Annotated in this window: 15 protein-coding genes; 5 read left to right on the plus strand and 10 right to left on the minus strand. The window is 73.2% G+C overall.

Features of this window, described 5'->3' with window-relative positions:
* Window positions 1-37 precede the first annotated feature (37 nt).
* Genes GWK16_RS21465 through GWK16_RS21480 form a run of 4 tightly spaced genes read right to left on the minus strand, consistent with a single transcriptional unit; the run spans window position 38 to window position 4,308 of the window.
* Window positions 38-631 (minus strand): sugar transferase, encoded by a 594-nt coding sequence (locus GWK16_RS21465; protein ID WP_170056026.1) that lies wholly within the window; start codon window positions 629-631, stop codon window positions 38-40.
* The gene (locus GWK16_RS21470; protein ID WP_170056027.1) at window positions 600-1,832 is read right to left on the minus strand and encodes an O-antigen ligase family protein; all 1,233 of its coding nucleotides are present in this window, start codon (window positions 1,830-1,832) and stop codon (window positions 600-602) included. Before GWK16_RS21470 ends, GWK16_RS21465 begins: the two co-directional genes overlap by 32 nt.
* Complete coding sequence (locus GWK16_RS21475) at window positions 1,829-2,713, minus strand: hypothetical protein (RefSeq protein WP_170056028.1); 885 nt, start codon at window positions 2,711-2,713, stop codon at window positions 1,829-1,831. The genes GWK16_RS21470 and GWK16_RS21475 overlap by 4 nt, the downstream gene beginning before the upstream one ends.
* Complete coding sequence (locus tag GWK16_RS21480; RefSeq protein ID WP_170056029.1) at window positions 2,710-4,308, minus strand: heparinase II/III family protein; 1,599 nt, start codon at window positions 4,306-4,308, stop codon at window positions 2,710-2,712. The genes GWK16_RS21475 and GWK16_RS21480 overlap by 4 nt, the downstream gene beginning before the upstream one ends.
* A gap of 206 nt (window positions 4,309-4,514) precedes the next feature.
* Here GWK16_RS21480 and GWK16_RS21485 point away from each other — a divergent pair, with 206 nt between their 5' ends.
* From GWK16_RS21485 to GWK16_RS21495, 3 genes are all read left to right on the plus strand, one after another.
* Window positions 4,515-7,229, plus strand: a complete 2,715-nt coding sequence (locus GWK16_RS21485) for an SLBB domain-containing protein (protein ID WP_170056030.1) — start codon at window positions 4,515-4,517, stop codon at window positions 7,227-7,229.
* 201 nt (window positions 7,230-7,430) lie between these two features.
* Window positions 7,431-9,581 (plus strand): YjbH domain-containing protein, encoded by a 2,151-nt coding sequence (locus GWK16_RS21490; protein ID WP_170056031.1) that lies wholly within the window; start codon window positions 7,431-7,433, stop codon window positions 9,579-9,581.
* Between the two features lie 307 nt (window positions 9,582-9,888).
* A complete protein-coding gene (locus tag GWK16_RS21495) occupies window positions 9,889-10,944 on the plus strand; it encodes a glycosyltransferase family 4 protein (RefSeq protein ID WP_170056032.1) in 1,056 nt (351 codons plus the stop codon).
* On the opposite strand, the gene GWK16_RS21500 is transcribed toward GWK16_RS21495, so the two are convergent.
* The 5 genes from GWK16_RS21500 to GWK16_RS21520 form a co-directional block, all read right to left on the minus strand.
* Window positions 10,928-11,599 carry a YjbF family lipoprotein gene (locus GWK16_RS21500; RefSeq protein WP_170056033.1) on the minus strand — a complete coding sequence of 224 codons (672 nt, stop codon included), beginning with the start codon at window positions 11,597-11,599 and terminating at the stop codon, window positions 10,928-10,930. The genes GWK16_RS21495 and GWK16_RS21500 overlap by 17 nt on opposite strands.
* Window positions 11,600-11,672: 73 nt before the next feature.
* Window positions 11,673-12,497: an EF-hand domain-containing protein gene (locus GWK16_RS21505; protein WP_170056034.1), complete on the minus strand. Its 825-nt coding sequence runs from the start codon at window positions 12,495-12,497 to the stop codon at window positions 11,673-11,675.
* Window positions 12,494-13,951 (minus strand): hypothetical protein, encoded by a 1,458-nt coding sequence (locus GWK16_RS21510; protein WP_170056035.1) that lies wholly within the window; start codon window positions 13,949-13,951, stop codon window positions 12,494-12,496. The genes GWK16_RS21505 and GWK16_RS21510 overlap by 4 nt, the downstream gene beginning before the upstream one ends.
* A gap of 111 nt (window positions 13,952-14,062) precedes the next feature.
* Complete coding sequence (locus tag GWK16_RS21515) at window positions 14,063-14,491, minus strand: OmpA family protein (RefSeq protein WP_170056036.1); 429 nt, start codon at window positions 14,489-14,491, stop codon at window positions 14,063-14,065.
* A complete protein-coding gene (locus GWK16_RS21520; protein ID WP_170056037.1) occupies window positions 14,488-15,723 on the minus strand; it encodes a cupin domain-containing protein in 1,236 nt (411 codons plus the stop codon). Before GWK16_RS21520 ends, GWK16_RS21515 begins: the two co-directional genes overlap by 4 nt.
* A gap of 104 nt (window positions 15,724-15,827) precedes the next feature.
* Between GWK16_RS21520 and GWK16_RS21525 the strand changes: the two genes are divergently transcribed.
* A complete protein-coding gene (locus tag GWK16_RS21525) occupies window positions 15,828-20,495 on the plus strand; it encodes an NAD-glutamate dehydrogenase (RefSeq protein ID WP_170056038.1) in 4,668 nt (1,555 codons plus the stop codon).
* 185 nt (window positions 20,496-20,680) lie between these two features.
* Here GWK16_RS21525 and GWK16_RS21530 read toward each other — a convergent pair whose 3' ends face one another.
* Complete coding sequence (locus GWK16_RS21530; protein ID WP_170056039.1) at window positions 20,681-22,303, minus strand: ABC-F family ATP-binding cassette domain-containing protein; 1,623 nt, start codon at window positions 22,301-22,303, stop codon at window positions 20,681-20,683.
* Window positions 22,304-22,686: 383 nt separating this feature from the next.
* Between GWK16_RS21530 and GWK16_RS21535 the strand changes: the two genes are divergently transcribed.
* Window positions 22,687-24,894, plus strand: a complete 2,208-nt coding sequence (locus tag GWK16_RS21535) for an SLC26A/SulP transporter family protein (RefSeq protein WP_248291545.1) — start codon at window positions 22,687-22,689, stop codon at window positions 24,892-24,894.
* The last annotated feature ends 61 nt before the right edge of the window (window positions 24,895-24,955 follow it).

Genomic DNA, 24,955 nt, shown 5'->3' on the forward strand with positions numbered 1-24,955 from the left:
TCAGGATTTAATTATAGTAACTCAAATCAACCAAGAGTTATATTCGATCCGTTGTCAGTTCCGGCATGGTGGCGTGCCCGGGCGCCGAGGCGCCGCGGCCCGTGAGCGCGAGAATCGCGCAGCGCCGCAGGATGGCCGCATCGCGAAGCAGGTATGGCGGCGTCGTCGCATAGCGGGCATCGAGTTCGAGGCGTTCCGCCCAGCCTACGGCATTGCGCCCCGCCGCCTGCGCGAGCCCCGCGAGCCCGGGACGCACCGACAGCCGCAGCGCCTCTCGCGGCGTGTAGCGGTCGAGATACGCGATCGGCAGCGGCCGCGGGCCGACCAGGCTCATCTCCCCGCGCAGCACGTTCACCAGCTGCGGCAACTCGTCGAGCGCGAAGCGGCGCAGCAGGCGCCCCATTGGCGTCAGCCGCGCCGCGTCCTCGCCCGGGCCGTCGCGCATGGTGCGGAATTTCAGCAGGGTGAAGGGCGCGCCGCCGAGCCCCGCGCGGTCCTGCCGGAACAGCACCGGCGCGCCGAGGGCGATCCGCACCATGACCGCGACAACCGCCATCACCGGCGCGAGCGCCGCCAGCAGCAGCGCCGCGCCGACGACGTCAGCGATCCGCTTGCCGCAGCGCGCATACATGCCGGGGTTCCGCCGTCACGCCGAGGCCGAGTGCGAGGCCCAGCGCGAACCAGGCCATGCGGTTGCCGAGGTCGGTCGAGACCATCACCGTCAGCGCCACCGGCAGCACCAGCGCGGCGATGCGGGCCACGCGCCAGCCGTCCTCCCGCAGGCCGAGCCGCATCGCCGCCACCGCCCCGCCGCCGAAGGCGCCGAGCCAGAGCAGCAACCCGGGCAGGCCGCCCTCGGCCAGTGCCTCGATGGCGTGGTTGTGGGGGTGCGCGCCGCGCCAGTCGCCGTTGCCGGTGGCGATGGCGAAGCCGCCGGTGCCGAGGCCGAAGGGCAGCGCCGCGCCACCCTCCTCTGCCGCGACCGACCACAGCCAGGATCGGCCGGAGGTCTCGAAATCGCCTTCCGTGAAGCGTTCCACCGTTCGCAGCCCGGCCGAGAGCGAGGGATCGGCGAGGATGATCGCCAGCGCCGCCAGCGCCGCGCCGATGGCCCCAAGCGGCCAAGTCAGCGCCAGCGCGCGCCGCCCCTGCCGCCACAGCGCGACGGTCGGCGCGATCGCGACGGCCAGCGCGAGCCCCGCCAGTGCCGTCCGCCCGCCCGGCAGCAGCGCCGCCGCGCCGAGGCCCGCGACCAGCGCCGCCCAGGCCAGCACCGGCATGACGCGCCGCACCTCCGCCGCCCGCACCGCGGCGAGACCGGCGGCCGAGGCGATGGCGAGCCCCGCGATCTGGTACTGCACCCGCACCAGGTCCGGATTGGCGCCCACCTGCCCGCCAAGCACGACCTGGTCCGTCGCGATGCCGAACGCCACGGATCCCGCGGTGAAAATGCCGATCATGAGGCTGGTCCGCGCCGCCGCGCGCAGCGCGCCGGCATCGGCCGCGACGGCGATGCCCGCGGCAAGCATCGCCGGGCCCACCAGCACTGTCTCCTGCAGCTTTGCCGACAGCACCAGCCGCGCCGGGCTCCAGCTGCCCGCGACCACCATCCAGAGCCACAGCGCGCCGACGGCGGCGAGGGGCAGCGCGATGGCGCGGTCGGCCCGCCAGTCGCGCGCGGCCACCAGCAACGGCAGCACCGCCAGCAGTCCGAGCCCCGCGGCCAGCGTGAGATCGAAGGGCAGCGACGCGAGCGCGGGCGTCGACTTCAGCGCGCCCGCGAAGTGCAGCGTCGCGGCCAGCCCGCCGACGAGTGCGGAGAGCATCGTCATTCGGCCGGCGTCGGTGGCGCGATCTGTGGTTCGTGCCGCGGCCGCGGCAGGGACGGTGCCGAGCGCAGCAGCGCCAGCGCCGCGCCGCCCAGCAGCACCGCCACCGGCCCCGCGACGCCGAGCAGCGCCAGCAGCAGCGGACGGTTCGGCTGCGACGGCCGCGCTTCCACGACCGGCGCGGAGACCAGCCGCGCGGCGACCGCCTCGTCCGCCGAAACGACCAGCCCGGCGCGCTGCTGCTGCGCCAGCAATTCATAGAGGCTGTTTCGGACGAAGAGGTCGCTCTCGCGCGCCAGCCGCTGCTCGAGCGCCGCGACGCGCCGCGCCGCCTGGTCGGCGAGGTCGGCGCGCACCTTGGCCTCCGCGAAGGCATGCAGGCGACGCAGCATGTCGAGGGCCAGGGCGGCCTCCTGGCTCGGCAGCTCGATCGTCCAGGTGACGGAGACAAGGCTCTGCGTCGTCGCGAGGTTGCGGCCGAGCCAGTCGAGCACGTCGTCCGCATCGGTCGGCCGGTCGGCGCCGAGCGCGATGCGCAGCGGCGCGAGCAGGCTGCGCGCGCGGATCGCGGCGAGGGAGGAGAGGATCGGCGTGTCGCGCGCCAGCATCGCCGCTGCCTCGGCCGAGCGCAGCGCGCCGAGGTAGATCGCGAAGTTCCCGGTCGGCCGCGTGTCGAGCAGCCCGCCGGGCGCGAAGGGGCTCGGCGAGAGCAGCGACGACACCGCGAATGAGGTGGTCTCCGCCGGCGCGACCACGGCGCGCGCGACGTAGGATTGCGGCGCGGTCAGCACGATCGTCGCACCCGCGCCCCAGACGATGGCGAGCGCGAGGGCGAGGCCACGCCGCATCTCCCACAGCGCGCGGAGCAGGGCGGGAAGCGTCATGGCGCGACCTCGAGGCATGTCGTGATGCGGCTGACCGGCGCCTCGGCCGCGAGTTCCAGAACCGGAGCGGGGCGCACCACGCCGTAGGCGGGGCTTTCCCAGCCCTGGGTCAGGCGGATTCGGGCCGGCGCATCGGCGGCGAGCGTCAGCGCGACGTCGTCGCACGCCGCGCCGAGGCCGGTCGTGCGCCAGTCGCGCGGCGCCAGGCGCCAGCGCAGCACGACGCTGCGGAAGGGGCCGGAGAGGTGGTCCTCCACGTCCAGCCGCCGCGCGCCGAGGCGGAAGCGGCGTTCGTGGCGGCGGCCGCGCGCGTCGGTCAGCGCGGCGCCGTCGGGCAGAGCCTCGCAGCGCGGCCAGCGGCCCATCAGGAAGCGCGACAGGCGCGGCATCTGCGCCTCGCCGTCGAACTCGACGGTGTTGTGGCCGGCGGATCCGGCGAATGCTTCCGCCCACCAGCCGCAGCCCGGCGGCGGGTTGTAAGCACCGGTGCCGCCGTCGCGCAGCAGGGCTTCTTCGCCGTGGCGCAGGTCGAGATGCAGCAGGTCGGCATGGCCGGGGCGGAATCGCAGCGGCGCGCCCGTGCGCAGCAGCAGCGCGAGGTCGCCGGCGCGCGCGCCCACCCAGCCCTCGCTGCGCCAGGCGCCCGTGTCGGGCAGGCGAGAGGCGGGGCAGGGCAGGCCGAGCGCGGCGCAGCCGGGATCCTCGGGCCGCCCGGCGCCGGCGTCGCAGAACAGCCGCGCGGCGCGCTCGATGGATGCGCGCGCATCCTGCGGGCCGGCGCGCGAGAAATCTGCGAAGGCCGAATCGTCGGTCGGCCCGCAGCGCGGCAGCGCGCCGCCCGGCGAGGCGATCCGATGCAGCCAGTGCGTCGCGGCGCGCGCGCGATCGGCGAAGGCGAAGGCTGCGGCGCCGTGGCGGCGGCGGAACCACTCGGCGACCGCCAGCGTGTCGAGCAGCAACCGTTGATAGCCCGGCGATGCTTGCGCGAAGGCGCCATCCGGCGCGACCAGCCGGTCCACGGCGCGCGCCAGGTCTGCCGCGCCCTCCCGCGCCATCGCCGCATCGCCCAGCACCAGGCCGAGCACGAACAGTCCCGCCGGCTCGCTGACCGCGTGGTTGTTGTCCTGCGCGGCCGCATAGGCGCGCGTCGCCAGGATCCGCCGCGCATGGGCATCGAGCAGCGCGCGCATCGCCGCCGTCGGCGCGCGGTCCGCGCCTGCCAGCGCGAGCGCCAGGGCGAGGTGCATCCCCCTGAGCGCCGCTTCCTGCCCGCAGGCCCAGGCCGGGCCGCGAAAGGGCGGGTTGGCGTCGCGCCAGGCGGCGAGCAGCGCCTCGGCCTCCGCCGCACGGCCGTCCATCGCGAGCAGCGGCACCGCCAGCAGCCGGTTCCGTTCCCAGACCGGCCGGATGTCCCCGGGGCCGAACAGGTCGAGGTCCAGCGCATGGACGCCCGGATCGAAGGGGCCGTACCAGTCCTCGGCCGCTGGGGCGCCCGGTGCCGCGCCGGGCGCGAGCAGCGGTCCGTCCGGAACGTCCGCGTCCGGCAGCGCCGCGCGCGCCAGACCCGCGTGCAGGCGCAGCCGGTGCCAGGCCATCCGCCCGCAGGCCCGCGGCCCCAGCCGCCAAGCGGCGTCGGCCAGCAGGGCCAGCCGGCCAGCCGGCCGAACGGGAAACCCCAGGGTCGCGCCGCGCGTCAGTTCTGCCTCCGTGAATGACGGCCGACGATACTCGCAATCGCCAATAAGTTGTATAGAGTCCTTATAAATCACTCTCGAGTTCTGCCGGAGCGCCGTCGCCACCCATGCCGAATCTGCCCCGCTGCTCCCGAACCTGGCTGGGCCTGGCGGTTGCGCTTGCGGTGGCGCTCGGCGCGACGCTCGGCCTGGCGCAGACGGGGCCGGGGCCGTCGCCGCTGTTGGCACCCCCGACGCTGCCCTCGGTCCTGCCGAGTGGGGCGCCGCTGCCCAGCCTGCCGCCGGGCGTCCAGCAGGACGTGCTGCAACGGCTGCTCGACGCGGGTGCGACGCGCGGCCCTCCCTCCGGCCTGCCGGGCAGCGCACCACGCGCCCCCGTCCAGGCCGCGCCATTGCCTGCCTTCGCCGCGCCCGCCGCGCCCGAGGAACCGCTCTCGGCCGCCGAGGCCTTCTTCGCCGCGCGGCTCGACCCGCCGGTGCTGCGCCAGTTCGGCTACGAGACCTTCCGTGCCGGCCCCGCGCCGCCGCCGGGGTTCGGCGCGCTGCCCGAGGACTATGTGCTCGGTCCCGACGACGAGGTGATCCTCGCCTTCCGCGGCCGCGCGCGGCAGACGCTGACGCTGCGGATCGGCCGCGACGGGATGCTGATGCTGCCCGACATCGCGCCGGTGCCCGCCGCCGGGCGCAGCCTCAAGGACCTGCGCGCGCATCTGGAAGGCCTCGCCGCGCGGGACCTGGCGGGGTCGGAGGTGTTCCTCTCCATCGGCCAGGTCCGGCAGATGAACATCTTCGTCGCCGGCGAGGTCATGCGGCCCGGCTTCCAGCCGCTCAACGCGCTGTCGACCGTGCTCGACGCGCTCTCGGCCGCCGGTGGCGTGCGCAAGACGGGGTCGCTGCGCGCCATCCGCATCGAAGGGCCGCGCGGGCGGCGCGTCGTCGATCTCTACAGCGTCATCGCCGATGCGCCGGGCGATGCGGACCTCTCGCTGCGCGAGGGCGACCGCATCATCGTCCCGCCCGTCGGCGGCACCGTCGCGGTGGCGGGCGACGTCGCGCGGCCGGCGATCTACGAACTGCCGGCGGGCCAGTCCGGCGCGCCGCTCGCGGCCATGCTGGCGCTCGCCGGCGGCACCATCCGCCAGGGCGGCAACCGGCTGATGGTGCAGCAGAACGACGGCGCGGGGCGGCGGTCCTACGCCGAACTCTCGCCCGCGCAGACCGTGCGGCGCGGCGATGCCGTGCTGGTGCAGCCCGGCGCCGACGTGGTGGCGAACCAGGTGCGGCTCGCCGGGCATGTCTCGATCCCGGTGACGCGCGCTGCGGCGGGCGGGCGGCAGAGCCAGACGCTGCGCGGTCTGATCTCCGACCGGCGGCTGTTGCGCAACGATCCCTACGTCCGCCTCGGCGTCGTGTGGCGCGCCGACCGGCAGACCGGCAGCCGGGGGTTCATCCCCTTCGACCTCGGCCGCGTGCTCGAAGGTCGCGCCAACTTGGCGCTGCACGAAGGGGACGAGGTCATCGTCTTCGGCCGCGCGGACATCGCCTGGCTCGCCTCGCCCGCCGTGCAGCGCGCGCTGCGGGGCGAGGCGCCCGCTGCCGCCATCCCGCAGCCCGGCGCCCCGCCGCCGCCCGACTGCGCGGCGCTGACGACGCTCGCGCTCGCGTCCCGCGCGTCGCCCCAGCGCTTCGCCCATGTGAAGGGCGCCGGCTTCCCCGAGATCGGGCCGACCACCTGCCCGCAGGTGATGGCCGACTACCCGGACCTCGCCTCCTACCTGCTCGACCAGACCGTCGTGCTGACGGGCGAGGTCCGCGCGCCTGGCCCGATGCCGATCGTGGACGACACCGGGCTCGACCTGCTGATCGCCTCGGCCGGCGGGCTGTCGGATGCAGCCGACCTGCGCGTCGTGGAATTCGCGCGCGAGCCGCCTGACCAGGGCGGGGCCATCCCGCTCGCCCGCACGCGGCTTGACCTCAGCAGCCGGAACTTCGCCGCGGTGCGCCTGTCCCCACGCGACACCGTGCGGATCCCGCGCGCCTTCGGCGACCGCGACACCGGGCCCGTCATCCTGGTCGGTGAGTTCCTGCGCCCCGGCACCTACGACATCCGCCGCGGCGAGCGCCTGTCCGAGGTCATCGCCCGCGCCGGCGGCCTGACGCCCCAGGCCTACCCCTACGGCGCCGTCTTCACGCGCGATTCCGTCCGCCAGCGCCAGCAGGAAGGCTTCGCCCGCACCGCGCGCGAGCTCGAGACCAGCCTGATCCAGGTCGCCGCCGGGCAAGCGGTCGCCGGCACGCGCGGATCGACCATCGACGTCGGCTCGGCCATCACCGCCGGGCGCGAGCTCGCCAATTCCCTCCGCGAAGCCCGCGCCGCCGGCCGCATGGTCGTCGAGGCCAACCCCGTCATCCTCGCCGCGCGTCCCGAACTCGACGTCCTCCTCGAGCCCGGCGACGTCATCGCCATGCCCAAGCGGCCGAGCGAGATCACCGTCGTCGGCTCGGTCCTCAACCCCGGCTCGCTGCAGTTCCGCTCCGGCTGGCGCGCCAGCGACTACGTCCGCGCCGCCGGCGGCACGCAACGCTTCGCCGACCCCTCCCGCGCCTTCATCGTGCTGCCCAACGGGCAATCCACCGCCGCCGGCCTGTCCGCCTGGCAGCAAGGCGGCCCGCCCGTCCCGCCCGGCAGCCTCGTCGTCGTCCCCCAGGACCCAAGCCCCTACGAAACCTGGGGCTTCGTGCGCGACCTGACCCAGGTCCTTGGCCAGGTTTCCGTCTCCGCCGCCGCCCTGGCGGTGATCGCCCGCGAGGCGAACCGGTAGCCGGTGGAGGCGCTGGCAGGCGAAGGTCGGCCGCAGGGGGGCGCCGCCCTCCTGCACCCCCCGCCAGAGGCCGAAAGGCCTCTGGACACCGTCAATTGGCCGGTTGGGGGGAGGGGCACGGCGCGTCCGCCGGGTCCGAAGCGCGTTCCGTGCCCCTCCCCCCAGCCGGCCAAGTATTGGGTTCCAAGGGCCCTTAGGCCTTTGGCGGGAGGGGTCCGGGGAGGGCAGCGCCCTCCCCGCGCCGCCATCGCTACCTTCGCCCTCCTCCTGCTCCTGTTCGCTCCCGCGCGAGTCGCCGCCCAGGTCGTGGAGGGGACGGGGTCGGACTGGGGCGGGGTCGGGTTGATCGAGATGCGCAATGCGCGGTTCCGGCCGGATGGGACGATGGAGGCCGGGACGTCGCTGCGGCACCAGCGGCAGTTCTATTTCCTGGGGTTCCAGGCCTTGCCGTGGCTCGAGACGACCTTCCGGGTGGGGGAGCGGCTGAACGGCACCACCGGGCAGGGCATGAGTTCCGACCGGTCCTTCGACATCAAGATCCGGCTCTGGGAGGAGAATGACTGGCGGCCGGCGCTCGCCGTCGGGATCCAGGACATCGCGGGGACGGGGATCTATGGCGGGGAATACCTGGTCGCGTCGAAGCGCTTCTGGGATTTCGACCTTTCGCTGGGCATCGGCTGGGGGCGGATCGGGACGGAGGCGGATGCGCCCAATCCGCTGACGGATCTCTGGTCGGGCTTCGCGAACCGCACGCGCAATGTGGGGCAGGGCGGCACGCCGCGCTGGGGGACCTATTTCCACGGCGAGGACATCGCCTTCTTCGGCGGCGTGGAGTGGAGCGTCCCGCCGATCCCGACGCCCTGGGGCGTGTTCGAGGGGCTGCGCGCGAAGGTCGAGGTCAGCGGCGACCGGCTGCGGGACGAGCGCGGCGGCTATCCCGGCAACACGACGAACCTGCGCGGGGAGACGCGCACGCGAGTGAATGCGGGGCTGCAATGGGCCAACGACTGGCTCGATCTTGGCGTGCACTACGTGAACGGGACGGATGTTCTGCTGCGGGCGTCGATCCGCATGGATGCGGCCGATCCGCCGCGCGCGCCGCTGCCCGCGCCGCCAGCGATGGCGCCGCGCCCGGCCGAGGGCGGTTCGGCTGAATCGCGCGCGCTGGCGCCGCGCATCTTCGCAGCACTCGAGGAGGCAGGGCTGCGCGGGACCGCCTTCGCGATCGAAGGGCAGGAGGCGCGCATCGCTGTCTCCGGCGGGCGGTTCCGGACGCTGGCGCAGGTCGCGGGGCGCGTGGTGCGCGCGGTGCAGCCGGTGTTGCCGCCCGAGGTCGAGCGCGTGGTCATCGCCTGGTCGCGCGACGGGCTCGAGATCGCGCGGCTGATGGTGCTGCGATCGGCGATGGAAGCCGCCGCGCGCGGCCATGGCAGCGCGGAGGAGGTCTTCGCCACCGCGATGCTGATGGCCCCCGGCGATCCCTTCGCGAATGCCGCCCGTGCGACCGGCCTCTTCATCGACTGGGGGTTCGAGCCACGGGCGCGGGTGATCCTGGGCGATCCGTCGCGCACCGTGCTGTGGCAGGTGGCGCTGGCGGCGAGCGCGCGGGTCGAGCTCGGCGCCGGCGTCTCGATCGCGGGCAGCGTGGCGCAGGTGGTGGCGCAGAATCTCAACAGCGCGCTGCCGTCCGACAGCGTGCTGCCGCATGTGCGGTCCGACTACGCATTGTATGCGGAGGAAGGACGCACCCTCGCGGTCCCGACGCTTTATGCCGAGGGGCTGTGGACGTTCGCGCCCGACGTCTTCGCGCGCGCCAGCGCCGGCTACCTCGAGCCGATGTTCGCCGGCATCTCGGGCGAGGTGCTGTGGCGGCCGCATGACCGGCCCTGGGGGCTCGGGCTCGACATCGCCCATGTCGGGCAGCGCGATTACGACCAGCGCTTCGGGCTGCAGGACTACCGGGTCACGACCGGGCAGGTCTCGGTCTATGCCGACCTGCCCTGGTGGAACCTGACCACGACGCTGCGCGGCGGGCGGTACCTGGCCGGAGACTGGGGCGGCACGGTCGAGATCGCGCGCCGATTCGATTCCGGCATCGAGGTCGGCGCCTTCGCGACGCTGACGGACGTGTCCTTCTCCCGCTTCGGCGAGGGGTCCTTCGACAAGGGGATCTTCTTCCGCATCCCGCTCGACATCTTCGGGGTGCAGAGCCGGTCCTCCTTCGGCGCGGTCATCCGCCCGACGCAGCGCGACGGCGGACAGCGACTGCAGGTGGACAACCAGCTCTGGGACCTGACGCGGGACGGGCGGGAGGACTCGTTGCAGCGCGGGGCGGGGTGGTTCACGCGGTGAGGGTGCCGGGCGGAGAGGGGCTTCGCACCCCTCCGGACCTCCCCCCACCACGGGTTCCCAGCGGCGTTGCTTCGCAACGTCACTGGGTGCCCGCAGAGGCCGAAGGGCCTCTGGACACCAGCAGATGGCCGGGAGAGGGGAGGGGCACCGTGCGCGCGCCGGGCTCGGCGGCCGCCTCGCGCCCCTCCCCTCTCCCGGCCATGTTGAGGGTTCCAAGGGCCTTTAGGCCTTTGGCGGGTGGGGTCCGGGGAGGGCAGCGTCCTCCCCGTCTGGACGCCCCGCCCGGCGCGGGGCATAGCCCCCGCCCATGCTGCTCGAAGCCGTCATCCGGCACCTGGCCTTCGCGGCCGCGCTGGCGCTGCTCTCCGCGGCGGCCGTGCGGGCGATGATCGCCTGGCCGATCCTCGACCATCCCAATGCGCGGTCGAGCCATGTGCGTCCGACGCCGCGTGGCGGCGGGGTGGGGGTCGTGCTCGCCTTCGTGGTGGGGATGGCGGTGTTGTATGTCGCGGCGGACTTCGCACGGCTGCCACCGCCGCAGTTCATCGGTGTGATCGCGGCGGCGGTGGCGATCGCCGGCGTGTCGCTGTGGGACGACGTCGCGGACCTGCGCTTTTCGGTGAAGCTCGCGGCGCAGGCGATCGCCGCGCTGGTGGCGATCGGCTCGGGCCTGGTGCTCGAGCGCGTGGCGCTGCCCGTCTGGGGCGAGGTGCCGCTGGGCTGGGTCGGCGTCGGGCTGACGCTGTTCTGGATCGTCGGCTGCACCAACGCGATCAACTTCATGGACGGGCTGGACGGGCTGGTCGGCGGGTCGGTGTTCCTGGCATCCGTGATCCTCTGCGTCATCGCGGGGCAGGAGGGCGGGTGGTTCGTCTACGCAGCCTCCCTGTTCCTCGCGGCGGGGCTGGCGGGGTTCCTGCCCTTCAACCTGCATCCGGCGCGGATCTTCATGGGGGATGTGGGCAGCCAGTTCCTCGGCTTCGTGATGGCGGTGCTCGCGGTGGCGGCGGCGCGTTTCGACGCGGCGCAGATCTCCTTCCTGATCGTGCCGCTGCTGCTGTTCGGGCTGCTGTTCGACGCGGCCTTCACGCTGATCCGCCGCGCGGCGATGGGGGAACGGGTGGCGGCGGCGCATCGGACGCATCTGTACCAGATGGCGCAGCGCTCGGGCCTTGGCGTGCGGGCGGTCGCCGCCGTGCATTGGGGCTTCGTGCTGTTCCACGGGCTGCTGGCCTGGGCCTTCCTGGAACTGCCGGTCGGCAGCAAGCCGCTGGTGGTGCTGCCGGCGCTGGCGGTGCAGCTGGGCTGGTGCGCCTATGTGGTGCACCGCATGCGGCGGGCCGGGCTCACCTGGGCAGGGTGATGACCTCGGCGGGCGGTGCCGCGCCGACCACTTCGACCACCAGGGGCGGCAGGTCGTCACCGATCCATTGCTCGGAGCGGAAGACGGCATAGGACCGAGCATCCGCCCAGAATCGGTTGGTGAAGCGCGCGGCGCCGCGGCAGGTTTCCTCGAACAGCAGCGTGTCCTCGGCGGGGGAGGGCGCGGCGCGAAGCAGGCAATCGAGCCGCAGGCCGAAGCGCATCCGCGCGGGGTCGCTGGCGGACCGCATGACGTCGATCACCCGCGCGCTGCGGACGCTGGCGTCCCCGACCTCCGACAGGCGGGACAGCGGATCGGTGGTGCCGTCGAAGCGCGTCGCGGCGAGGACCTGGCGCAGCCCCGCGGTGGCGACCACGCGCGGCCCCTCGGTCGCGACCACCACGCCGCCCTGGGTCCGCCACATGCGGCGTTCCCCTTCGGCCTGGGTCAGACGCGCGAGGCCCCGGCGGCTGCCGAGGGCGAGCGCGAGCGCCGTCTCGCCGTCCTCCGTCGGCGCTTCGGCCGCGTCCCATTCGGCCTGCGGCAGGGGGTCAGAGGGCGTGAACAGCGAATCCGGCAGCGGGATCGGCCAGACCGCGGCCCGCAGCAGGTCGGCGCCCGTGGCATTGCCGCAGGCGGCGAGCGGCAACAGCAACAGGAGGGTCAGCAGGCCTCGCACAATGCGCGAATATAGACGGAAAAATTAAACCGTCACGCGCATTGGAGGGCTACTGCGTCACCAGCCGCTCCAGCAGCACGCGCAGCAGGCCGGCACCTTCGGCCAGGGCCTCGACGGCCACGGGCTGGCCCGCGGCCGCACCGTTGCCTGGTGGGAATGCCGCGCGATCCTGCCCCAGCTCGGCCGCCGAAAGCCGGCCATCGCCATCATAGTCGAGGCTCTCGACCAGCAGCCGGGCCGCGGCGACGGCCGCGACGGCGCCGATGGCGCTCGCGGCGGCGAAGGTCTCGGCCTCGCCGCCATCCTGCGCGGCGAGCGCCCAGGCGGCCCCGCGCAGCAGCCGCGCGATTTCCGCCGTGCCGAGCAGCCCGTCGCCCGATACGTCCCCCGCCTGGACCACGGCCTGCAGGCAGGCCGGCGCGGTGCCGCCCTGGCAGGCGGCCTCGATGCGTTCCATCGCGCCCAGGAAGGCGATGCCTTCCCCATGCAGCAGCGCGAGGACGGGTGGCGGCGCAGGGCAGCGTGTCCAGCGCGTGACCGGCGCGTTGCCCGGCAGGCGGTCGTCGCGGGTTTTCGGGTCGGGCTCGACGGTCTCGATGGCGTCGCCGGCGGGCCGCAGCATGACGCGCGGCGCCTCGCCGCCACCGCCGGTGCCGAGCGTCCAGCCATCCTGGGCCTGCACGCTGCGGAAGCGCACCAGCCGTGCCGGTCCCTCGGTGGGAAGTCGGGCGACGCTGCGCGCCGTCACGTGCAGCAGCGCCTCCGGCGTCGCGCAGTCGCCCACCGACCAGGTGCCCCGCATGGACTCGGGGATGCCCTGCGCCACGGCCGGCGTCGCCCCGAGCAGCAGCGCAGCGAGGAGGATGCGCTTCACTGCACCACCACCTCGACCCCGGCGCAGAGATCGGTCGCGGGCAAGGTCACCTCCCGCCCGTCGCGGAAGACCGCGGTGAGGTCGGCACGGCAGGGAATGCCCTCGGGCGGGGCGAAGTCGACCGTCTCGCCCACGCCGAGCACGGTGCGGCCGAGCCGGTCCGGCCCGCGCGCCGCGCCAGGCGCATCGGCGTAGAGTTCGGCGATCGGCACCGCGCCGCCGTTGCGCAGCCGCACGCTGCCCGGCCGTGGACCGGGATCGGGCACCTCGCCCTCATCGAGACGCTCGGCCAGAGTCCAGCCCGGGCGCAGCACGATCGTGCCGACCTCGCAGAGGTTGATCTGGGCGCGTTCCTCGGCGGCGCGGCGCTCCTCGAAGACGACGCGCAGATCGGCCTCGCAGTCGCGCAACCGTGCGGAGACCTCGCGTCGCGCGCCGCGCGGCAGCACCTCGTCGCCGAGCCGGTCCGGGCCCCAATCCTCTTCCGAGGTGCCGGAGATGTAGACCTCCTGCACCATGGCGGCGTGGCGGTTCACCAGGGTGACGCGGCGTTCGGGCGGTCGCGGGGCGCCGGATCCGTCGAAGGCGACCTGACGGGTCGTGCAGAGGTCGACGCCCGGCTTCACCTCCTCGGCGGAATCCTCGTAGACGGCGCGGAGATCCCACAGGCAGCCCTCGCCGCGCACGCGCAAGGTGAAGCCGGATCCGGCCGGCAGCAGGTCCGCGCCGAGGCGGTCCGGCCCCCAGGCGGCTGGCGCCCGGGTCGAGGCGTAGAACTCGCGCATTGTGCGGTCGGACGTGTTGTCGATTCGCGCCTCGCGCCGCGGCGCGTTGGGGTCGCCGAAGACGAGGCGCGGTTCGCGGCACAGGTTCACGCCACGGCGGATGTCCTCCTCGCCATCCTCGAACACGGCGACGACGTCAAAGACGCAATCGCGCGTGCGCCCCAGGCGGAAGCGGAACTCGCGCCCGGCATCGACGACGTTCTCCCCGAGTCGGTCCGGCCCGCGACCGCTCGTGCCCGAAGGCGCGGCGAACAGTTGCAGGATGATGGTGTCCGTCTCGTTGCGGACGACGCCTTCGCGCAGCGGGATGGCCGGGTCGCCGAACTGGACGCGGCGATTCTGGCAGATGTTCTGCCGGCGGCGTTCCTCCGACCCGTCCTGGAAGACAGCGCGGAATTCGAGGTCGCAGGCCGTCCCGGCGATGCGGGCGCGGAAACTGCCGCGATCGGGCACGGTATCCGCGCCGAGCAGGTCGGGGCCGAAATCGGTGGCGCCCGGCGGGGCCGCATAGAGCTCCCGCAGCGTCAGGCCGGACTGGTTGGCGACGGTGGCTTCGCGCTCGCGCGCGGGCGGCGGCTGCGGCGCGGCCTGGCGCGGCGCACCCTGTCCCAGCGCGGCGAGCGGCAGGAGGGCGAGCAAGAGGGCCAACGCCATGGGGGGAAGGCGCATCGGGGGCCTTTCGGGGGAAACGGCGACCCCAGGATGCGGGCCTTGTGCACCGCGGCGCAAGGACATGGATGCAACACTGTGGCGGAAAAGCGCCACAGTAGATGCTGTGCCTCAGGGGGCAGGCAGGACCACGATCGTGACGGTGCGGGCCGGCGGTTCGGCGGCGCGGACACGGGGGCTGAACTGGGCGCTGCGGGCCTCGGCGCGCAGGCGGTCGCGCTCGATGCCGCGGGTGGACAAGGCCTCGGCGACCGCGCGGGCGCGCTCGGCGGCCAAGCGGATCGAGGTGCTCGCCCCGCCTTCCTGCCCCGAATGGCCCAGCACGCAGGCGACGCGATCCGGGTTGGCGCGCAGCGCTTCCTCGGCCGAGGCGAGGGCGGTCCGCGCCGCGTCGGTGACCCGCGCCGAACCCCGCGCGAAGGGCACGGAGAAGACGTCGTCCTCCACCTGCTCGGCGCCGACGCAGGAGAAGGGACGGACCTGCGCCGTGGCCGGAAGGGCGAACAGCAGCAGCGGCAGCAGCGCCGCGAGGTGGATCATGCGGCGAGCACCCCCGCATCCCGCAGCCGACCGATCAGCGCCGCCGCGTCGAGCGCGGGATAGGCGGCGCGCAGCTCGGCCTCCGACACGCTGGGCCGGGCGAGGATCCAGGCCGAAGCCTCGACCTCGCCGTAGGACATCGCGATGACGCCGGTCCCGGTCTTCAGGCCGAACTCGTTGCCGCGCCGCACGGGGCGGGCCTCCCCGACCACGCGCAGGGACGGGCCGGCGGGCGCGGCCGGAGCGGGGGCGCTCGGCGCCGCTGTCGGGGCCGGTGTCGTCTCGCCGCGGGCGGCGAGCAGGTCGTAGCCGCCCCGCTGGAAACGGTAGTCGCGCACATAGCCCTCGAGGATCTCCATCACCCTCGGTTCGCGTGCGAATTCCGCCAGCTTCTGGCCGAGCAACGCAGCGCGCTGGGTCAGCGCGTACTTCGCCGCCGGGCTGCCGTCCTGGCGCGGCAGCGGCTTGCGGAATTCGGGGTCGTGCAGCGCGCGCTCGGCGAGGATGTTCGCGAAGTCGAGGCCGAGCGGGGCGTGCACACCGTAGGCGACGTGGACGGAGTTCGGCGCCTCGGCCAGCGCGTCATGGTACCAGCCGCGCGGCAGGTAGAGGATGTCGCCCTTCTTGATCACCAGGCGCTGGCGCAGCGCGCCCTTGGCCTGCTCGTGATGCTCCTGCTTCTGGCCGCGGAACAGCGGGTGGGCGATCGGCCACTCGGCGCGCCCTTCCCAGATGTTCCAGGCCTTCTCCCCTTCCACCTGCACCGCCCAGACGTCGTGGGTGTCGTAATGGGCGTGGAAGGCCTTGTGCGACTGCCAGGAGATGTAGACGTTGCCCTGCGCCTTCCCCAGCCCCGCGCCTTCCAGCGCCGCGGAGACGGCCGCGAGGCCGGGCGTCAGGCTGTCCACGTCGTTCATCACCACCGAGGCGCCGCGCCTGACCCAGTCCAGCACCTTCGCCGCGACGGGCTGGAGCACCTGTGCGCCATCGCGCGAGGTCGCCTTCACGCTGTACTGGGCGGGCGGCACCGGCACGCTGTCCATCACGAGGCGGAAGCTCGTCTCGGTCCAGATATGCGTCATGTCGAGCAGGCGATTGATCGCCGCCCAGTCGAGCACCTGCGCGAACTTGTCCGCCGCGCCCGGGATATGGAGCGGCTGGCGGTCGTAGTACTCGGCCATGAACTGCTCGGGCGTGATGGGCGCGAGCAGGGTTTCGAAGGTGATGCTCATGCCGCCTTTCTAGCCTCTCGCCGCGCCGCGCGGCAGGGGAATGGTGGACGGACCCGCCCCGCCCGGCGCACCCTGCGCCACCCGGAGGAACACGGAGACCCAACATGCCGGACGATACGGCCGCCCTGCCAGACACGGCGCGCGGGGAAATCCTGCGGGTGGCGGAGGAAGCCCTGGCCCGGCTCGCCCCGAACCTGCCGGGCGACGCCGCCGTGCTGCTGCGCCTGCTCCATGCCGGGGTGCCCACCGCCGAACTCGCGACCGAGCCGCCCGAGGCCATCGCGGCCGCCGCGGCCAGCCTGTTCTCCTTCGCGGCCGAGCGCGCCCCCCGCACGGCCAAGGTCCGGGTGCTGCCGCCCGGCCCGCGTACCGGGCCGCGTCCGGTCGCCGAGATCGTCACGGACGACATGCCCTTCCTGGTCGATTCGGTGCTCGCCGCGCTCGCGCTGCACGGCCGCGCGGTGACCTCGCTGCTGCACCCCGTGCTCGGGGTGCGGCGCGATGGGGCGGGGCGGCTCGAGACGCTCGACCCGGCCGCCCCGACGCGGGAGAGCATGATGCGCGTGACGCTCGGCGCCGCGGGTCCGGTGCTGTCCGGCATGCCGGCCGGCGCGGGCGATACGCTGGAGACGCTCGAGACCGCGCTGTCCAACGCGTTGCGGGACGTGCGCGTCGCGACCTCCGCCTTCCCGGCGATGCTGGCGCGACTGCGCGGGGCCGCGGCCGAGGTGGCCGCGCCCGGCGGCCCCGAGGCCGAGGAAGCCGCCGCCTTCGTGCAGTGGCTGAGCGAGGACAATTTCGTCCTGCTCGGCCACCGCCGGCTGGAAGTGCGGCCGGATGGCTCGATCGCGATCGACGAGGCCGAGAATCTGGGCCTGCTGTCCAACCCTGCGGTGCCGGTCTTCGACGTGCTGCGCGACCTGTCGGCCCTGCCGCCGGCGGTCCGCGCCGCGCTGTCCGACCCGACGCCCCTGACCGTCGCCAAGGCGAACATGCGGGCGACGGTGCATCGGCCGCAGCACGCCGATGCCATCGCGACACGCATTTTCGACGCGGAAGGGCGTGTCGTCGGCGGGCGGATCTTCCTCGGCCTGTTCGCCGCCGCGGCCTACAACCGCAATCCGCGCTCCATCCCGCTGCTGCGGATGAAGTGCGAGCGCATCCTCGAAATGGCGGGCGTCGAGCCGGGCAGCCATGACGGCCGGGCGATGCGCAACATCCTCGACACCTGGCCGCGCGACGAGCTGTTCCAGGCGCCGGAGGCGGCGATCCTCGCCGGCGCGCGGCGGGCGCTCGACCTCAGCATCCGCCCGCGTGCCGCGCTCGCGGTACGCCACGATCCCTTCGAGCGCTTCGTCTCGGCCATCGCCTGGCTGCCGCGCGACACCTTCGACACCAAGCTGCGCGAGCGCATCGGCCAGATGATCGCGCGCGCCTATGGCGGTCGTCTCTCGGCCTTCTACATCGCGCTCGGCGACGCGCCGCTGGCGCGCGTGCACTACATCATCGCGACGCGTCCGGGGCAGGTGCCCGTGGTGGACGTGCCGGTGCTCGAGGCCGCGGTGGCGCAGGCGGCGCGCGGCTTCGGCGACCGGCTGGCCGAGGCGCTGGCGGCCGCGCAAGGCGAGGCCGAGGCGCCGGCGACCCTGGCGCGCTGGCGCGACGCCTTCGCCCCCGCCTATCTGGAATCCGCGACGGCCGCCCAGGCCGTGGCGGACATCGGCCTGGCCGAACGCTCCATCGCCGCCGGCGGCGCGCGGGCGGAGCTGGTGCGCGCACCGGGAGACGGACCGCGGGTGCTCACGCTGCGCCTGGCCAATCCGGGCGGGCCGCTCGCGCTCGCGGATGCGCTGCCGCTGTTCGAGAGCCTCGACCTGCGGGCCATCGAGGAACAGCCGCATCACCTGCGCCCGGCCGGCGGGCCGGAGGTGGTGCTGCACGTCTATCGGCTCGAGGCCGGGGTGGAGGCACCCGAGGACCGCTTCGAGGCGGTGCTCGAGGCGCTGGGCGCGCTGCTGGACGGGCGGGCGGAAGCGGACGGCTTCAACCGCCTGGTGCTGCGTGCGGGCATTTCGTGGCGCGAATCCTGGCTGCTGCGGGCGATGTTCCGCTGGCTGAAGCAGGTCGGCTTCCCCTTCGCGCAGGCGAGCGTGGAAGCGGCGCTCGCGGCGCATCCCGAAGCCGCGGCGCTGCTCGTCGCGATCTTCCGGGCGCGCTTCGAACCGGGTGGGTCGCGGACGGAGGAGGGGTTGCTCGCGCGCTGGACGGCGTTGCTCGACGCGGTGGCCAACCCCGACGAGGACCGCATCCTGTCGCGGCTGCGCACGCTGCTCGATGCCATGCTCCGGACCAACTACTTCCAGGGGAAGGAATATCTCGCCTTCAAGCTGGACAGCGCGCGGGCGGGCGAGATGCCGGCCCCGCGCCCCTGGCGGGAGATCTTCGTCCATTCGCCGCGCATGGAAGGCTGCCACCTGCGCGGCGGTCCGGTCGCGCGCGGCGGCATCCGGTGGTCCGACCGGCGGGAGGATTTCCGCACCGAGATCCTCGGCCTGATGAAGGCCCAGGTGCTGAAGAACGTCATCATCGTGCCGACCGGGGCGAAAGGCGGCTTCGTGCTGAAGCAGCCGCCCGCCATGGCCGATCGCGAGGCGTTCCAGGCCGAGGGCATCGCCTGCTACCGGCTGCTGGTGCGTGGCATGCTCGACCTCGCGGACAACTACAGCGGCGTCGAGGTGATCACGCCGCCGGGCATCGTGCGGCGCGACGGCGACGATCCCTACATCGTCGCGGCCGCCGACAAGGGCACCGCGACCTTCTCCGACATCGCCAACGGGCTGTCGGCGGAGTATGGCTTCTGGCTGGGCGATGCCTTCGCCTCGGGCGGGTCGGCCGGCTACGACCACAAGGGCATGGGCATCACCGCGCGCGGTGCCTGGGTGATGATCGACCGGCATTTCCAGGAAGTGCTCGGCAGGTCGGTGCAGGACGCGCCCTTCGACATGGTCGGCGTCGGCGACATGTCGGGCGACGTCTTCGGCAACGGGCTGCTGGTCTCGCGCAAGACCAGGCTGCGCGCGGCCTTCGACCATCGCCACATCTTTCTCGATCCCGATCCGGACCCCGAGGTCTCCTACACCGAGCGCGAGCGGCTGTTCCGCCTGCCGCGCTCCTCCTGGGCCGACTATGAGGCGCGGCTGATCAGCGAGGGCGGCGGCGTCTTCCCGCGCAACGCCAAGTCGCTGCCGCTGTCGCCACAGGCCCGCGCGATGCTCGGCATCGAGGCCGAACGCGTCGAGCCGGCGGCGATCATGCAGGCGATCCTGCGCATGCCGGCGGACTTGCTCTATTTCGGCGGCATCGGCACCTATGTGAAGGCGACGAACGAGACCCAGGCCGATGCCGGCGATCGCGCCAACGACAGCATCCGCGTCGATGGCCGCGAGTTGCGCGTGAAGGTGGTGGGGGAGGGCGCCAATCTCGGCGTCACCCAGGCCGGGCGCATCGAGGCGGCGCGCCAGGGCATCCGGATCAACACCGATGCGCTGGACAATTCGGCCGGCGTCTCGACCTCGGACCACGAGGTGAACATCAAGATCCTGCTCGCCGATGCCGAAGGCGAGGGCGTGCTGACCCGCCGCGCGCGCGACGAGCTGCTGCGCGAGATGACGGACGAGGTCGCGGGCCTGGTGCTGCGCGACAACGACCAGCAATCGCTGGCGGTCACGCTGGAATCGATGGGCGGGGCGGACGACCTCGCCGCGCAGGGCACGCTGATGGAACGGCTCGAGGCGGCGGGGCTGCTGGACCGCGCCGTCGCCGGTCTGCCGGATGTGGCCGTGATGGCGCGGCGCATCGCCGCGGGCGATGCGCTGACGCGGCCCGAGATCGCGGCGCTGCTGCCCTTCGCCAAGCTGTGGCTGACCGATGCGCTGGGGGATTCCGACCTGCCGGACGACCCGGCGCTGCTGCCTGCGCTGGTCGCGTATTTCCCGCGGCCGCTGCAGGAGCGCTACGGGCGCTACATCGAGCGGCACCGGCTGCGGCGGGAACTCGTCGCGACGATCGTCACCAATGCCGTCGCGAACCGGCTCGGCTGCGCGGCGATCGGGCGGCTGACGACCGGGGCGGATCCCGTCGCGGCCTGCCGGGCGGCGCTGCTGGCCAGCGAGGCCTTCGGGCTGGAAGCAGCGTGCGACGTCATCGATGATGCTGCGGCACCGGCCGACACGCGACTGCCCGCGCTGCTGGCGTTGCGGCGCCTGCAGGAGGCGGCGGCGCATGACCTGCTCGGCGCCCCGGCGCAGCCGCTGGAGGCGGCGCTGGCGGAGTTGCGGCCGGGCATCGCGGCGCTCGCGGCTGCGGCGGCCGACGACGTCACGCCCCTGCCAGGGCTTCCGGAAACGGCGGCAGTGCTTGCCGCTGCGGCGCCGCGCCTGGCGGCGGCGCCGGCCGTGGTGCGCCTCGCCGGGGCGACAGGCGTCGGCGCGGCTGCGGCAGCCGATGCCTGGAACGCGGTCGGCGAGGCCTTCGCCATCGACGCGCTTCGCGCCGGGATCGCGGCAGCGCCGGCGCCCGGCGCCTTCGGGCCGCGGGCCCGCGCAGCCCTGTTCGACGATCTGGGCAGCGCGCAGGCACGGCTGGCGGCGCGGCGGCTTGCCGGCGGACTGCCGGACGCGACGGAGGCTGCAGCGTTGGCGCGGGAGGCGGCGGCAGCCCGGGACCTGGCGGCCGCGACGGTGGCGGTGCGGGCGCTGGCGCGGCTCGGGTAACGGGCGGAGTTAGGGGCCTTCTCCCGAATGCCCCTTCTGTCGAACCGGCGGGCAGGGCGGACACGCCGAAGGCCGCCCCGCCGACGCTGACACGTCGGCCACGCGGCGTCCGGGTGCGCCGGCAAGCGGCCGATCAGACGCCGGCGCTGCGCGCGGAGGGCGCGGTTTCGTCGCGCGCAACGCTGTCAGGCGTGGAGACCTGGTGCCTCCTGACCCGTTCGCGCGACGTATTCGGTGTAGCCACCGTCATATCGGTGCACGCCGTCCGGCGTCAGTTCCAGGACGCGATTGGACAGGGCCGCCAGGAAGTGCCTGTCGTGCGAGACGAAGAGCATCGTGCCCTCGTACTGCGCCAGCGCCGCGACCAGCATCTCCTTCGTCGCCATGTCCAGGTGGTTCGTGGGTTCGTCGAGCACGAGGAAGTTCGGCGGATCGTAGAGCATCCGCGCCATCACCAGCCGCGCCTTCTCCCCGCCGGACAGCACGCGGCAGCGCTTCTCGACATCATCGCCGGAGAAGCCGAAGCAGCCCGCCAGCGTGCGCAGCGATCCCTGCCCGGCCTGCGGGAAGGCGCTCTCCAGCGCCTGCAGCACGGTGAGGTCTCCGTCCAGCAATTCCATCGCGTGCTGCGCGAAGTAGCCCATCTGGACGCTGCCCCCCACGGACACCGTTCCCTCGTCCGGCTGCGCGGCTCCGGCGACCAGCTTCAGCAAGGTGGACTTCCCGGCGCCGTTGACGCCGAGCACGCACCAGCGCTCTCGCCGTCGCACCATGAAGTCCAGCCCGGCATAGATCGTGCGCGTGCCATAGCGCTTGTGGACCTGGCGGAGGTTCACCACGTCCTCGCCGGAGCGCGGCGCCGCGGGGAAGTCGAAGGAGACGGTCTGCCGCCGCTTCGGGGGCTCGACGCGCTCGATCTTGTCGAGCTTCTTCACGCGGCTCTGGACCTGGGCCGCGTGGGAGGCCCGCGCCTTGAACCGCTCGATGAAGCTGATCTCCTTCGCCAACATGGCCTGCTGCCGCTCGAACTGCGCCTGCTGCTGCTTTTCGTTCAGCGCCCGCTGCTGCTCATAGAAAGCGTAGTCGCCGGAGTAGGTGGTCAGGGCACCGCCATCGATCTCGATGATCTTCCGGACCACGCGGTTCATGAATTCGCGGTCGTGCGAGGTCATGAGCAGCGCGCCCTCGTAGCCCGCCAGGAACTGCTCGAGCCAGATGAGGCTCTCGAGGTCCAGGTGGTTGCTCGGCTCGTCGAGCAGCATGACGTCGGGCCGCATGAGGAGGATGCGGGCGAGCGCCACGCGCATCTTCCAGCCACCGGACAGTGCGCCGACGTCGCCGTCCATCATCTCCTGGCTGAAGCCCAGGCCGGCCAGCACTTCGCGGGCACGGCCATCCAGCGCGTAGCCACCGAGTTCCTCGAAGCGGGACTGCACTTCGCCGAAGCGCTCGATCATGCTGTCCATCTCGTCGGCGCGGTCCGGGTCCGCCAGGGCGGTCTCGAGCGCCGCCAACTCCGCCGCCACGGCGCTGACGGGGCCGGCGCCGTCCAGCACCTCGGCCACGGCGGAGCGCCCGGCCATCTCGCCGACATCCTGGCTGAAGAAGCCGATGGTGACGCCCCGATCCACGAGGATCTGGCCCTCATCCGCGGCTTCCTGTCCGGTGATCAGTCGAAAGAGCGTCGTCTTGCCCGCACCGTTGGGGCCGACCAGGCCGATCTTCTCCCCCTTCTGGAGTGCCGCCGAGGCTTCCACGAAGAGGATCTGTCGTCCGTTCTGCTTGCTGACGTTGTCGAGGCGGATCATGGGGCGCGGAAGGCTCGTAACTGTGACGCCGCCTTATGCCACGAGAACCTGCCGCGTGAAGGTGCGGCCGGCGGCCGCATGCGCCGGATGTGTGCGGGCAGTCTCGTGCCCGTTCGGCACCGACCAACCGTCGTCGCCCGGTGCTGAACGGATGCGATGGCGGGGTCCGCCGGGGCTTAGAGCGCCGGCCAGTCCTCGGGGCTCACGCGCCTGCGTAGGCCGGCCCACGCTGGAGGCGTTCGCCGCGCACGGCCCGCCCGCGGGTTCCAGGGCGGGACCGGGGAACTCCAGGTTGACGGCCTTTGCGGTGCCTGAGGTGCAGTTGCAACGCGCGTCAAGCAAAGCTTACGCTTTCAAGCGAGGGGACGCCTGGGGGGCGTAGGATGCTTGGTAGGCCTGACGCCGAACCGGAAGGAACAGCGCGCGCCACCGCCGTTGGCAAAGGGATCGCCGGCGCCCTCATCGTGTCCGTCTGGAGCGTCACGAGCGCCATCGCCTATGCCGGCCTCCTGTACGCCGGGTTCTCGACTGCCGGGCTGCAACTCGGGATCTCCGGGGCGCTGCTCGGAGTCCTGACGGTGACCCTGGTCGGCGCGCTGGCCAGCGCCCGGTCCGGCATCGCCTTCGCCGCCCTGGGAAGCGCGGCGGTCCTGCACGCGGCTGCGGTGCAAGCCGTGGATGCTGCGCTGGAGGCGAAGGGCGTACCGGCCGGGCTGGCTCGCGAAGGTGCTGCGGTGCTGGCCTCCGGCATCATGACGGCGACGACCGGCGTGGCCCTTGCCGCGGTCGGGTTTGCGCGTCTCGGCTCCCTTGTCCGGCTCCTGCCGCACCCGGTTGCGGTCGGCTTCTACGCCGGCCTCGGCGTGGCGTTCACGGCGGGCGGGATCACCCTGGCAACCGGGATCGCGCCGCGCCTGGAATCCCTCGACGCCCTGGCATTGCCGGAGCACCTCCTGCAGGCGGGCGTCGCCTGTGGCGTCGCATCGCTCCTGGTCGTCCTGCCGCGATGGATCCGGCACGGCGCCGTCATGCCGGCCGTCCTTGCCGCTGCCATCCTCGTCTTCCATGCGTCCTGGGCGGCCCTTGGCCGGAGCGTGGCGGACGGCCAGCAGGCGGGTTGGCTGCTCGGCCCGTTTCCGTCGGGGCGCATCCTCTCGCTCCCGCCGGCGCTGTCGTTCGATCTGTTCGACGGGGATCTCGCCACGAGCCTGCTGCCCTATGCGGCTTCTTCGGCGCTTCTGAGCGCCACCACCCTCGCGCTGATGGTGACCGGCATCGAGGCCCTGACCGGCCGCGCCATGGACGTCGACCGCGAGATGCAGGTCGCCGGATTCGCGAACGTCGCGGGAGGGGCGCTGGGTGGCTTGCCGTCAGGGCATGCGCTCGCCCCGACCACCCTGCTCGCACGGTCCGGCCTGGTCGCCCGCTGGGTCACCGCGGTGCCCGCCGCCGTCGCGCTGACCGTCCTGCTGGTCGGCGCGGATGCGCTGGAGCTGATGCCGCGGCCGGTTCTCGCCGCCTTGCTGATCGCGGTCGGCTTCGAATGGATGGTCCTGCACAGTTGGCGCGAGGCCAGGGTCCTGCCGCGCCATGAAGTCGTGATCCTTCTATGCGTGGCGACGTCCATCGTGGTCGTGGGAATCCTCGGCGGAATCGGCATCGGTCTCGGCCTGTCACTGCTCATCTTCGCCTGGACCTATCGCCGCGTCCCGGTGATCCGCAGCACGGTGCGCGGCCACGAGATGCGCAGCAGCGTGACGCGGTCGGCCGCGATGGCGCATGTGCTCGAGACGCAGGGACGACGGATCCTGCTGCTGCGCCTGCAGGGCTACATGTTCTTCCTCAATGCCGAGACGGTCCAGCGCGCCTTCGCCGCCGCGGCGGCCGACGGCGTCCGCTTCCTGATCCTCGACTTCCAGCACGTTCTCGGCATCGACAGTTCCGCGATCGACGTCTTCGGCCGGCTGGAACGCGATGCGCGGCAGCGCGGGGTCGTCATTGCGCTCAGCGCCGTCCCCGAGGTGGTGATGGATCGCTTCGCGGCCCGCGACGTATTCCACGCCTGCGCGCGCGTTTCGAGCGCTGATCAAGGGCTGGAGCAGGCGGAGGAACTCGTCCTCGCGGAACAGGGCAAGTCCGTGCACGAGGAGCGGGCGAGTTTCGCGGCGCATCTGGCCGCAGCCGCCGACATGCCCGACGCCGGGCGGCGGCTCGAGCCCTTCGTCACCCGGGTCGTCTTCGCGCCCGGTACGGTCCTGATGCGCCAGGGTCAGCCGGCTGACCACATGATCTTTCTCGAGAGCGGGCGGGTGTCGACCGTGCTGCACGAAGGCAGCGCGACGCCGATCCACCTGCGCACGCTCACGCCCGGGACGCTTGTCGGGGAGATCGCGCTCGTCCGCGGCGGCAGCCGCACCGCGTCGGTGATCGCGGTCACATCCTGCGAGGCTGTCCGCATCGGCCGTGCGGAGCTCGCGCGCCTCGAGGTCGAGGACCCGGCGCTCGCCTTCGCCCTGCATCGCCTGATCATGCTGCAGGTGTCGGACAAGCTGGTCGACAACACCCGCGCCATGGAGTTTGCCCTGCGATGAGCCTGCGACGCCATCCCGGGAACCGTGCGATGCGCAACTGGTGCGATGCGCGGCGCTCCCC

It is taken from the genome of Neoroseomonas marina, from assembly GCF_012927745.1.
Taxonomy (GTDB): Bacteria; Pseudomonadota; Alphaproteobacteria; order Acetobacterales; family Acetobacteraceae; genus Neoroseomonas; species Neoroseomonas marina.